This is a genomic window from Streptomyces sp. YKOK-I1, from assembly GCF_054660435.1.
Window position 1 is genome coordinate 8216457 of sequence record NZ_BAAGDR010000001.1, and the last position, 12276, is coordinate 8228732.

General features: G+C 70.7%; 9 protein-coding genes. 5 read left to right on the forward strand and 4 right to left on the reverse strand.

The window, feature by feature from the left end; translation table 11 throughout:
• Window positions 1-150 precede the first annotated feature (150 nt).
• The gene (locus ACYQ8Q_RS36440; protein WP_460070944.1) at window positions 151-579 is read left to right on the forward strand and encodes a hypothetical protein; all 429 of its coding nucleotides are present in this window, start codon (window positions 151-153) and stop codon (window positions 577-579) included.
• Here the strand turns inward: ACYQ8Q_RS36440 and ACYQ8Q_RS36445 are convergent.
• On the reverse strand, window positions 565-1398 hold the full coding sequence (locus tag ACYQ8Q_RS36445; RefSeq protein ID WP_460070945.1) for a helix-turn-helix domain-containing protein: 834 nt from the start codon (window positions 1396-1398) through the stop codon (window positions 565-567). The genes ACYQ8Q_RS36440 and ACYQ8Q_RS36445 overlap by 15 nt on opposite strands.
• A 60-nt stretch (window positions 1399-1458) precedes the next feature.
• Between ACYQ8Q_RS36445 and ACYQ8Q_RS36450 the strand changes: the two genes are divergently transcribed.
• From ACYQ8Q_RS36450 to ACYQ8Q_RS36465, 4 genes are all read left to right on the forward strand, one after another.
• Window positions 1459-2553, forward strand: coding sequence for an ADP-ribosylglycohydrolase family protein (locus ACYQ8Q_RS36450; RefSeq protein WP_460070946.1), 1095 nt, complete (start codon window positions 1459-1461; stop codon window positions 2551-2553).
• Between the two features lie 95 nt (window positions 2554-2648).
• A complete protein-coding gene (locus tag ACYQ8Q_RS36455) occupies window positions 2649-2954 on the forward strand; it encodes a 4a-hydroxytetrahydrobiopterin dehydratase (protein ID WP_460070947.1) in 306 nt (101 codons plus the stop codon).
• A gap of 193 nt (window positions 2955-3147) precedes the next feature.
• Window positions 3148-3921: a class I SAM-dependent methyltransferase gene (locus ACYQ8Q_RS36460; protein WP_460070948.1), complete on the forward strand. Its 774-nt coding sequence runs from the start codon at window positions 3148-3150 to the stop codon at window positions 3919-3921.
• Window positions 3922-4075: 154 nt separating this feature from the next.
• Window positions 4076-5947 (forward strand): rhamnogalacturonan lyase, encoded by a 1872-nt coding sequence (locus tag ACYQ8Q_RS36465; protein WP_460070949.1) that lies wholly within the window; start codon window positions 4076-4078, stop codon window positions 5945-5947.
• Window positions 5948-6010: 63 nt separating this feature from the next.
• Here the strand turns inward: ACYQ8Q_RS36465 and ACYQ8Q_RS36470 are convergent, their stop codons facing one another.
• The 3 genes from ACYQ8Q_RS36470 to ACYQ8Q_RS36480 form a co-directional block, all read right to left on the reverse strand.
• Complete coding sequence (locus tag ACYQ8Q_RS36470) at window positions 6011-6358, reverse strand: hypothetical protein (protein ID WP_460070950.1); 348 nt, start codon at window positions 6356-6358, stop codon at window positions 6011-6013.
• Between the two features lie 107 nt (window positions 6359-6465).
• Window positions 6466-9138, reverse strand: a complete 2673-nt coding sequence (locus ACYQ8Q_RS36475; RefSeq protein WP_460070951.1) for a cellulose binding domain-containing protein — start codon at window positions 9136-9138, stop codon at window positions 6466-6468.
• A gap of 144 nt (window positions 9139-9282) precedes the next feature.
• Window positions 9283-12198, reverse strand: coding sequence for a glycoside hydrolase family 48 protein (locus ACYQ8Q_RS36480; RefSeq protein WP_460070952.1), 2916 nt, complete (start codon window positions 12196-12198; stop codon window positions 9283-9285).
• Window positions 12199-12276: the final 78 nt, after the last annotated feature.

Sequence of the window (12276 nt, forward strand, 5' to 3'; positions counted from 1 at the left end):
ACGTCCGGGGTAATCGACTCGTCCCGATCCGGGCGGGATCGTGGAGCCATCGGGTTCCGGGCCGGCGCACTCCGGCCCGGAACCCGTCCGAGACCCCGATCCCCCAGCCGATCCGCAGCTGATTCCGACCTCGACGGAGGGGGATTCGCCATGTCCGCAGCCCAGCCCGCCCCACTCACCGCACTTGCCCGCACCGCCGAGCCGTACACCGCACTGCGCCGCTTTTTGGCCGCGGACGCCGTCGTCACCGGCGTGAACGCTCTCGCCTATCTCGCCGCGTCAGGCCCGCTGGGCCGCCTCCTGGGCGTCGACGCCACCCTGCTCCTCGCCCTCGGCGCGTTCCTCACGATGTACGCGGTCGCCGTCGGCGCACTGGCCTCGCGGACCCGGCCGGCCGCGCTGCCGGTGCGGGCGGTGGTGGAGGCCAACCTCGCCTGGAGCGTGCTCAGTTGCCTCGCCCTCGCCCTCTGGCTGTCCCCGACCGCGGCGGGCGCGGTGTGGACGGTGCTCCAGGCCCTGACGGTGGCCGGTTTCGCCGTACTCCAGCACTTCGCCCTGAAGGCGTCAACTCATCAGTGAGTGCAGATACTTGACCGTCGCCGGGTCCGCCGGAAGCAGCGTCTCGACGGCCAGCTCGGCGACGGTCACGTCCATGGGCGTGTTGAACGTGGAGATCGACGAGATGAACGACAGGGTCCGCCCCGCGTGCTCGATCTGCATCGGCAGCGCGAAGTACGGTACGGGCTCCGCAGGTTCGGCGGTCCGCCCGCTCCCCTCCGGCACCGGATAGGCGGCGACCTCCTCGTACAGCGCCCGCAGCGGAGCCGAACGGTGCAGGGCGATCTGACGCTCCATCTGGGCGAGGAGATGCCCCCGCCACTCGGGCAGATTACGGATGCGCGGCGCCAGACCCCGCGGATGCAGCGTCAGCCGCATCGCGTTCAACGGCGGCGCGAGCAGCGACTCCGGCAGCCCCTCCAGCAGCATCGCGATGCCCCGGTTGGCCGCCACGACGTCGTACCTCGCGTCCACCACCAGCGCCGGATACGGCTCGTAGCCCTGGATGAGCCGCTCCAGACCGGCCCGCAGCGCGTCCAGCGCCGGGTCGTCGAGCGGGGTCTCCGGGTAGCGCGGGGCGTAACCCGCCGCCAGCAGCAGCGCGTTGCGCTCGCGCACCGGCACCTCCAGATGCTCCGCCAGCCGCAGCACCATCTCCTCGCTGGGCCGGGAGCGGCCCGTCTCCACGAAACTGATGTGCCGCGCCGACGAACCCGCCCGCAGCGCCAACTCCAGCTGACTGACCCGCCGCCGCTCGCGCCAGGCCCGCAGCAAGGGGCCCACCCCCGGCTCGGCGGGGACGGCGGACGCGGCGTTCGTACGGGTCGCGACAGTGGCCATAGGGTCGACCGTAGTCGACAGAGCCCGCGCAGGGGTGCGGGCGAGAGGTGGTGGACGACCGTGCCGTGGATCGCACGCCGGAACGCGTTCGAGGCCGAGGCGGTGTACCGGGCACGAGTGCGCGGCTGTCTGCTGGGCGGGGCCCTCGGCGACGCGCTGGGCTACCCGGTGGAGTTCGACTCCCTCGCCCGGATCCGCGCCGCGCACGGCGAACGCGGCGTCACCGGGCTCGTCCCCGACGCGGCCGGCGTGGTCGGCCGGATCAGCGACGACACCCAGATGACCCTCTTCACCGCCGAGGGCGTCGAACAGGCCGTGCGCCGCGAACGCGAGAAGGGGATCGGCGGCGGAGCGCCCCGACTGGTGCGCTGGGCCTACGAACGCTGGCTGCACACCCAGCGCGTCCCCGCACCCGACGGCGGCCCCACCGCCCACGGCTACGCCGGACCGGCCGGCGGACTCGTCACCGAGCCCTGGCTGTACGCCCGCCGCGCCCCGGGCAACGCCTGCCTGAGCGGTCTCCAGCAGGACTTCGTCCCCGAGCCCTGGACCGAACTCGGCCCACCCGGACCGGTCAACCCGGACTCCAAGGGCTGCGGCGCCGTCATGCGGGCGGCACCCTTCGGCCTCACCGGCGCCTCCGCGGAGTCCGCCTTCCAGCTCGCCGCCGTCTGCGCCCAGATGACCCACGGCCACCCCACCGGCTACTACGCGGCCGGTGCCCTCGCCGCCATCGTCCGGCACCTCCTCGACGGCGAGTCCCTCGAGGGCGCGGTCCTGCGCACCCTGCGCCTGCTGGCCCGGCACCCCGGCCATGAGGAGACGAGCACCGCCCTGCGACAGGCCCTGGACCTGGCGGCGGACGGCGACCCCACCGCCGAGAAGACCGAACGCCTCGGCGCCGGCTGGATCGCCGAGGAGGCCCTCGCCATCGGCGTCTACGCAGCCCTGGCCCACACCGACGTGGAACGCGCCCTGCTGCTCGCCGTCAACCATTCGGGCGACAGCGACTCCACCGGCTCCCTCTGCGGCAACCTCGTCGGCGCCCGCCACGGCGACCTGGGCCTCCCGCACACCTGGCTGCGCCGACTGGAGGGCCGGGCCCGGATCGCCGCCGTGGCCGACGACCTCGCCGACGAGGCGGCCCGGGCCTGAGCGGCTGCGTCGCGCCATGGCTTGCGACCAGGGCCGCCGCAGCTCCGCTGTGGCAGGCTGGACGGGTACGCGACACCCACGAACGGAGTCACCCCGTGGCTGTGGAACCGCTTTCCCAGAAGGAGATCGAGGACCGTCTGTCCGAACTGCCCGGCTGGGCCGTGGACGGCGACCGCCTCACCCGCTCCTACCGTCTGGCCTCCCATTTCGCCGCGACCGCCCTCGTCGTCCAGGTGGCGCAGATCCAGGACGCGCTCGACCACCACTCGGACCTCACCCTCGGCTACAACACGGTCTCCCTCGCGGTGAACACCCACAGCGTCGGCGGGGCCGTCACCGCGCTGGACTTCGAACTGGCGCGGCGGGTGGAGGCGGCGGCGGGCGGACACGGGGCGGAGTGACGCACACCGCCGGGGCGACGGCATACAGTCCGCGAAATAGTGCGTACGGAGGTCGGTCGCCGGTCACCTGTATGCCGCATCCGGTCCACAGCATTCGATAGATGACATACGGCGAGCTGTATGCGGCTCGCGGCATACAGTGTGGCGCACATCGCACATCGCATACAGCCGACGGGCGGACCGGGGAGCGCGCGTGCTGGACTACGACAAGGAAGCCGAACGCTACGACGCCTCACGCGGCGGCGAACCCCGCGCGGCCGCCGCCGCTGACGCCGTCCTCGGTCTGCTGCCGCCCGGTACCCGCAGTCTGCTGGACGTCGCCTGCGGCACGGGCATCGTCACCCGCCGGCTCGCCTGTGGCCGCGGCGCCCCGCGGGTGACGGGCGTCGATCTGTCGCCCGAGATGGCCCGGCACGCGGGCGCCCGGCTGCCCGGCGCGATCGTCCGCGCGGACAGCCGCCGACTGCCCTTCCGCGACGGCCGGTTCGACGCGGTGAGCAGCGTGTGGCTGCTGCATCTCGTCGACGACCCGGGGGACGTGCGGAGGATCGTCGCCGAGTGCGCCCGGGTGCTGCGGCCGGGCGGGGTGTACGTCACCACCGTCGACAAGGGCGCCTCGCACAACGTGGGCAGCGACATCGACGCCGTCCTCTCGTCCCGCCCGCGCCGCCCCGCCTCCGACGCCACGGCGCTCGTCGAGTCGTACGCCGCCGGGTGTGGTCTGGTCCCCGCCGGGCAGGCCCGTTTCGCCGGCCGCGGGCAGGGGCGCAGCCCGCGCCGGGCGATCGCCGACCTCAGGCGCGGCTGGTTCGTCACCTTGCCGCCCGGCGACCCGCTGGCCGACGAGTTCGCCGCCCGCCTCGCGGCCCTGCCCGACCAGGAACGCCCGCGCCCGGAACCGGAGTTCACCCTGCGCGCCTTCCGGAGACCGCGGCAGGCGCTGCCGGACCCGGAGTCGAACCGCTGAACCCGTCGGTCCTGTCGAACCTGCCCGGTCGGACCGCCCGGTCGAACCGGCCGCCGAAGTGAACGCAGAAGTGGCCGAAACACACGGCAACGTGGCCGGACCCCACGGCGACTGAGAGTGCGGAACCCGTCCGTCCTCTCTGGAGGTTCGTCCCGTGCAGCACCCGCGCAAGCACCGCAGACGCCGAGCCCTCCTCTCGGCGACGACAGCCGCCGCGGCCCTGGTCGCCGCAGGCCTGACCGCCCTCGGCACCGGCACCGCCACGGCCGCCACCGCCCGCCAGGTCGAGGCCCTCGACCGGGGCGTGGTCAGCGTCCACACCGACAGCGGCAACCTGGTCAGCTGGCGCTGGCTGGGCACCGACCCCGACAGCGTCTCCTTCAACGTCTACCGGGCCGGCACCAAGGTCAACGCGACCCCGATCACCGGCTCCACCGACTACTTCCACTCCGGCGCCCCCGCCCAGGCCGACTACACGGTCCGCGCGATCGTCAATGGTGTCGAACAGGCCGACTCGGTCCACGCGATCCAGTTCCGCACCGGCTACAAGGACGTCCCGATCACCCCGCCGGCCGGCGGCACCACCCCCGACGGCGTCGCCTACACCTACGAGGCCAACGACGCCTCCGTGGGCGACCTCGACGGCGACGGCGCCCTGGACTTCGTCCTCAAGTGGCAGCCGACCAACGCCAAGGACAACTCCCAGTCGGGATACACCGGCAACACGATCGTCGACGGCATACGACTGGACGGCACCCGGCTGTGGCGGGTCGACCTGGGCCGCAACATCCGTTCCGGCGCCCACTACACGCAGTTCCAGGTGTACGACTACGACGGCGACGGCAAGGCCGAGGTCGCGATGAAGACCGCCGACGGCACGGTCGACGGCACCGGCGCGGTGATCGGCGGTTCCACCGCCGACTACCGCAACTCCAGCGGCTACGTCCTGTCCGGCCCCGAGTACCTGACCATGTTCAACGGGCAGACGGGCAGGGCGATGCAGAGCGTCGACTACGTCCCGGCCCGCGGCACGGTCTCGTCCTGGGGCGACTCGTACGGCAACCGCGTCGACCGCTTCCTCGCGGGGACGGCGTACCTCGACGGCTCCCGGCCCTCCCTGATCATGGCGCGCGGCTACTACACCCGAACGGTGATCGCCGCCTGGGACTGGCGCGGCGGCGCCTTCACCCGCCGCTGGACCTTCGACACCAACTCCTCCACCAACAGCGGCAAGGGCTACGACGGCCAGGGCTCGCACAGTCTCTCCGTCGGGGACGTCGACGGTGACGGCAAGGACGAGATCGTCTACGGGGCGATGGCGGTCGACGACAACGGCAACGGTCTGTGGACGACGAAGACGGGCCACGGCGACGCCCAGCACCTCGGCGACCTCGACCCGTCCCACGCGGGCCTGGAGTACTTCAAGGTCTCGGAGTCGGGCAGCCAGCCCGCCGAGCTGTACATCAACCCGGCGAACGGCACGGTCAACTGGCAGCTGGCCGCCTGCTGCGACAACGGCCGCGGGGTCGCGGGCGACATCTGGGCGGGCAACGACGGCGCCGAGGTGTGGTCGGCCTCCGACTCCTCCATCCGTGACGAGGCGGGCGCGACGAAGGGCCGCGAACCCTCCTCGGTCAACTTCCTGTCCTGGTGGGACGCCGACACCACCCGGGAACTCCTCGACGGCACCCACATCGACAAGTACGGCACGTCCTCCGACACCCGCCTGCTGACCGGCTCCGACGTCCACTCCAACAACAGCACCAAGGCCACCCCGTCGCTGTCCGGGGACATCCTCGGCGACTGGCGCGAGGAGGTCGTCTGGCCCACCACCGACAACACCGCCCTGCGGATCTACTCGACCCCGTACGAGACCACGACGCGCATCACCACGCTCCTGCACGACACGATGTACCGCACCGGCCTGGCCTGGCAGAACACGGCCTACAACCAGCCCCCGCACCCGAGCTTCTTCATCGGCGACGGCATGGCGACGGCTCCCCGGCCGACGGTGTACACCCCCTGACCGGGGCGTGCGGAAGGCCCCGCCCGAGGTTGGACGGGGCCTTCCGCACGGCCGTGCGACGGATCAGTTCAGCGCTTTGGACACGTTCCCGTAGAACGTGATGGCGGGCCAACCGCGCGAGGTGAGCAGCTCGTTGATGGCGTTGGCGACCTCCAGCGCCGTGACGTCCATCGCCGGCGGCCCGGGCATCTGGTCGATGGTGAAGTTGACGATGATGTATCCGTCCTCCGCCGGGTCCGGCTGATTGGCGACCCCGCGGAACGCGACGCCGTTGCCCCACGCCGGAGTCGACTCGTCCGTCTGCTCGGCGACTTCGCTCTCCTCGGCCCCGGCCGCGCCGGCGGACGCGAGGACCGCGCCTGCCGCCGCGGAGCCCGAAGAGACCAGTAGGGCACGTCTGGACACTCCCATGTTCCCCTCCCCACTCTCCTGCCTCCTGGGTGAAGGCGGGATCGATCGTATGAGCGAAACTCGGGCTGTAGTGCTGAACGAAATCATCCGGTTCGCCGGTGCCGGACTCACCCCACCGTGCAGCTCTGATCACCCAGCTTGAACGCAGTCGGTTTCGCGTTCGTGCCCGTCCAGCTGCCTGTGAAGCCGAAGCTCACGGAGGCGCCCGCCGCCACGTTGGCGTTCCAGGTGACGTTCTTCGCGGTCACCGCCGCACCGGACTGGGTGTAGTCGGCGTTCCAGAGCTGGGAGACCGTCTGGCCGTTGGGGAAGGACCAGTTGAGACTCCAGCCGGACCACGCGCTGGTGCCCGTGTTGGCGAGTTTCACGTCCGCCTGGAAGCCGCCGGTCCACTGGTTGGTGATCGTGTACGTCACCGCGCAGGCCCCGGTCGGGGTGGGATCCGTACCGCCGCCACCGTCGCCGCCCCCGCTTCCGCCGCCGCTCGTGTCGGAGGTGTCGCCGTAGACGACGCCCCGGCCGTTCGTCGACACGTACACCCGGCCGTAGACCCGCGGGTCACCGGTGATCGCGGCACCCGTCCAACCCCACTGGTGCGCATCGTCGTTGACACGGGTCCAGGTCGCGCCCTTGTCGGTCGAACGGAAGATCCCGCGCACACCGGCGATCTTCGCGCTGGTGTAGAGCGTCTGGTACGAGGCGCCGGTCGCCGCCTTCCCGAAGCCGATGGTGTCGGCCTGCTCGACGGTCGACAGCTTGGTGAACGTCGCGCCGGAATCGGTGGAGTGCCACAGCCCGTACGCCCCGTCGCTCGCCCCGCCGGCCAGCCACACATCGCCCTTCGTACCGGCGAGCGCCTTGAAACGCACGCTGTCCCCGCTGGGCAGGCCCGTCGCCGACGACGCGGTGAAGGTCGCCCCGCCGTCCGAACTGACGTAGAACTTGCCGGACTTGAAGCCGTAGAAGGTCTTGGGGTCGACCCGGTCCGATTCGACGACCGCACCGGAGGGGATCCCGCTCGACGCCTGCCACGACGTACCGAAACCGGTCGTGTACTGCACCCCGGTGCCCGCCGGGCTCCACACGAACCGGCTGCCGTCCGCCGCCGCGGCCACCGTCCCGCCGCCGCTCACCCCCGAAGGATCCGTCCCGGCGAACCAGTTGGCCCCGTTGTCCGTCGAGAACGCCACATGCGGGCCCGAGTCCAGATTGCCGACCCTGACCACCGTGTTCGGGGTGGTCTCCGCGAAGTCCAGGCTGGTGGTCGTCGTGAAGTTCGGGGAGGTGAACATCATCGACGGCACCTTGGTGAGATCCGTGTGCCGGAATCCGCCGACGTCACCGAGCGCGCTGAGCAGCGGGGCGCCGGTCGGGGGAGAGGCGAGGTCGTTGACCGCCGTCTCCTCCAGCCCCTGGACCATCGGCTTGACGGTGAACTGGCTGCCGCTGTCCCAGTTGGTGAGGTTCTCCGTGCCGTAGATCGTCGCGCCCGTCCCGTACATCATGCGGGCGGAGTTGAACGGGTCGATCTCCAACGCCTCGGTCATCCACCCGAGTTTGGGCGTCTGCTCCGGCGGCGACGGGTTCGCGCCCCAGGTCAGCCACGGCGACGAGGAGACATCCATCGTGAACCGGTTCGCACGGTTGGGGTACGACGTGTAGTCCCACGCCTTCGTCCAGGTCCCGCCGCTGTCCGTGGAGCGGAAGATCTGGGTGTCGGGCCACCAGGAGCTGTAGGCGGTCGCCATCACGGTGCCGGGCTTCTGCCGGTCGACCGTCAGCCCGCTGAAACCGTAGTAGGTGTCGGCCTCCGCCACCGGGCTGATGTCCGTCCAGGTCCCGGTCGCCGTCGCGTACCGCATCAGCCGGCCCTTGCCGCCGTCGTACGGACCGCCCTTGTCGCTGTATGCGATGTACAGATAGCCGTTGACGGTATCCAGTACACCCTTGTGCGCCAGATATCCCGTCGGCTGACCGGCCAGCCGCGACCAGGTCGCCCCCGCGTCCGTCGACCGGTACACCGCGTTGTCCTTGTCCGCGACCCCGACGTAGATCGTCTTCGTCGCGGTGCCGGACGTGCCCGTCGACTCGTCGAAGGTGACCCAGACGATCCCCTGGTTGTCGCTGGCGTACCCGCTGGTGTCGCTGGGATCCTGTACATAGTTGCCGACATTCGGGAAATTGCTCACCTGCGACCAGGTCACCCCCGAGTCCGTCGACCGCCACAGCCCCTTGCCGCTCGGCGCGCCGAGGTACAGCACGCTGTTCCGGTTCGGGTCGACGGCGAGCCGCTCGCCCATGCCCCGGCCGGGCATGTTCCCGCCCAGCTTGAAGGGGAGGTCCGTCTTCTGCCAGCTGGCGCCCCGGTCGCCGGACCGCAGCACGGCGCCGTTGGCCGGATCCCAGCTGTTGGTGTATGTGCCGACCGCCGCGTACACCTTGTTCGGGTCGAGGGCGTCGGAGGCCAGGCTCACCACACCGGTGTGCCCCCAGTCCGCCCAGCCGACCGAGTCCAGCAGCGGCGTCCAGGTCTTCGTCGACTCCTGCCAGCGGTAGGCGCCGCCGATGTCGGTGCGGGCGTACGCGAGGTTCTTCTCCTTGCGGTTGAAGACGATGCCCGGGACGAAGCCGCCGCCGTCGATCCGGGCGTTCTTCCAGGTGTACGACTCTGCGGCCAGCGTCGCCCGGGGGGCGGTGTCGGCGGCCAGCGCGGGCGGGCTGCCGACGAGCAGGCCGGCGGCGAGCGCCAGCACAGCCGTCAGAATGCGCTTTCTTCGCACGGTGGGGGTCCTTCCTCGCGAAGCCATGTGTGCGGGGGGAGGTGCGGGAAGTACGACGTGCCGGGTGCGGGATGCGCCACGACCGGGCGGCCCCCCATGCGGGAAGGGGCCGCCCGGCGCGGTACGCGGAGCGTTAGCGGGGACTTATTCGAGGAGCTCCGCGTACGAGCCCATGGCCAGGGCGATGTCGGCCTGGGCCCAGAACCGGTGGTACGTGAACACGGGCGCGGCGCCGCCCGCGAGATAGCTCTCGATCTTCGACCACGCCGGGTCGCTCTTGTAGAACGAACGCAGTGAGGTGAAGGTCGAGGAGGAGCTGATCGTGTCGCCGTTCGGCATCTTCCCGCTCCAGCCGCTCGGGACGTACACGCCGTCGTCGAAGCGGTTGTAGTCGGCGCGGGTCTCGGGGACCGCGATGCCGAGGGTGTCCTGGTAGTTGGTCCACATGCCGTCCAGCAGGGCCTTGGCGGTCGACTTGGCCTCCGTGTCACCGGACCTGGCGGCGTAGTACGTGAGGGTCTTGGCGTACGCGGCGGCCACGCCGACGTCGTTGGTGTAGTCGGCGACGGTGACGTGAAGTCCCGTGTTGGCGCCGGGACTCGAGGCGTTCCAGGTGTCGGGCTGGCCCGACCACTGGAGGGTGGAGGGGATCAGGAAGGTGCCGTCCGGGTTGATCGTGGTCTTGGACAGCGCCCAGTCGACCCACTTGTCGAGGACCGTCTTGGCCGCCGCGTTCCCCGTCTGCTGGTAGTACTCGGCGACCCGCTCCATCGACCAGGCCTGGAACCCGAACCACTGGTTGGACGGCGGGTCGTGGTAGACGGGCTGCTGGTCGTAGTACATGCCGTAGAAGGTCGACGTGCCGGACGGGGGAGTGGCGTAGCGGCCGGCCCAGCTGTTGGTCGCGCCGCCCGCGATGGCGCCCTCGCTGGACTGCAGCCAGCGGTAGAACTCCATCTGCCGGGTGAGGGACTTGGCCCAGTCGGCCTGTCCCGTCGCCGACTTGGGCTTGAGGTCGGCGTAGCTGCTCAGCGCGTAGGCGGCCAGGGGGTTCTGGTAGCCGCCGTGGGTGTGGCTGGAGCCGATGCGCCAGGCCCAGCCGGCGCTGGTGTCCGTGGCGCCGCCCCAGGCGTAGTACCAGGACAGCAGATAGTGCGAGGCGTCCTTGCCGGTGCCGGCCGCGCACGCGGTCGGACCGACACAGCTGCCGATCTTCTTGAAGTACTTGTCGTACATCGCATACCGCAGATAGTCGCCCATCTTCGCGGCCTTGCCGACGGTCGCCGAGACGTCACCGCCCTTGCCCTGCGCGGTCGCCCAGACGTCCGCCCAGTACGCCGCCTGCACCGCCCGCGCGTCGGCGTCCGGGGCGTTGGTGTACTTCCACTGCTTGGCGTAGGACGAGTCGCCGGTGAACAGGTCCAGATACCCGTTCGTGCCGCCGTACTTGAAGGCGTCGCAGGTCGGCTGCGGGACCGTCTCCCACACCGACTCCTGCGCACCGCGCTGGAAGGTGTTGATGTACGACGGTCCGGTCGCGGTCGGGCCTGCCTCGCACTTGCCGGGCTCGTTGCCGTAGCCGTAGACGTTGTCGACGTCCTGCAACCAGTGCATACCGTAGACGTCGTCCGTGCTGTATGCGGTCTTCAGTTCACCGGCGATCGGATCCGATCCCACCGACACACCCGTGTCCAGCCGCGCCGGATACTCGTTCGGCGTGTCCAGCTCCGGTGCGTACGTCGCCGGTTTCGACGCGTTGTAGAAGGAGTTCGTCGGCTGGTCGGCGTGGGTGGGGATCATGTACTTCTCCATGATGTCCCACGCGCCGTTGAACTTGGTCCAGTCGCCGGTGATCTTGCCGTACATGGCCTGCAGCCAGAGAAGGTAGCTGTAGGCCTCTGACGTGGTCTCGTGGCCCTGGTCCGGCGCCTCGACGATCAGGGTCTCCACCGAGTGGTAGGGGATGCCCTCGGGGGAGAAGTAGCCGTTCGCCGGGTTGGTGATCTTGCCGTAGAGGTCCAGGAACCGCGCGTCGTACACCTTGCTGCCCGCGATCTCGGTGACCGTGACCGATGCCTTCGCGTGTCCGGTGGCCGTCGACTCGAACACGGCCGCGCCGGTGCCGGAGGCGTTCGCGGTGACGGTCACCTTCTGGGCGGTGCTCCAGTTCGACGGGGTGAACGTGAGCGAGGCGCCGCCGGTCACCGTCAGACCCGTGTTGCCGCTGGCCCGGGCGGTCGTGACGGTCACATTGGCCGACGGCTGGGTCGACAGCTTCACCTCGTAGGTGCCGGTCTTGCCCTGCTGCACCGCCAGCTGGTTGGTGGAGGCGACCACGGCCGGTCCCGAGGCGACCGTGATGCCGACCGGCGTCGACGTGCCCGACGCGCCCAGGCTGTCGTAGGCCCTCGCCACCAGCGAGTGACTGCCCACCGCCAACCCGGCGGCCGACAGCGTGTACGGCGCGGTGGTGTCCGTGCCCAGCAGGGTCGTGTCGTCGTAGAACTCGACCTTGGTGACGGTCGCGCTGTCGGCGGCCGCGGCGGTCGCCGCGAGCGGCACCGCGTCGCCCTGGGTGTAGACGGCGCCCGCCGCGGGGCTGGTCAGCACCGTGATCGGCGGCTGGTGCGCACCGGTGCAGGTGGTGCCGTTGATCGCGAAGGCGGCGGGCGCGGTGTTGGTGCCGCTGTAGGTGAACTGCGCGCCGGTGCTCACCGCGGCACCCGCCGCGATGGTCCCGTTGTAGGTGGCGTTGTTCACCGTGATCTGCTGGCCGGACTGCGCCCAGGTGCCGTTCCAGCCGTTCGACAGCTTCTGGTTGCCCGTGTAGGCGTACGTCAGGGTCCAGCCGCTGATGGGATCGGTGCCGCGGTTGGTGAGGGTGAGGTCGGCGGTGAAACCGGAGCCCCAGTCGTTGGTCTTGTAGTCCACGCTGCACTGGAGCGCCGCCGCCTGGGCGGGCGTCGGGAGCGTGCTCAGCATGGCGAAGGGAAGCGCGAGGGCCGCGACTACGGCGGTCCACAGGCGCCGCGTCGCACGACGTCTGCGTACGGGATCCATGGTTCCGGTTCCTCCTTGCGGCTCTAAGCGGTGGGGGGAGGAGCAACAAGCCCTGAACCAGTGGGAGCGCTCCCATAG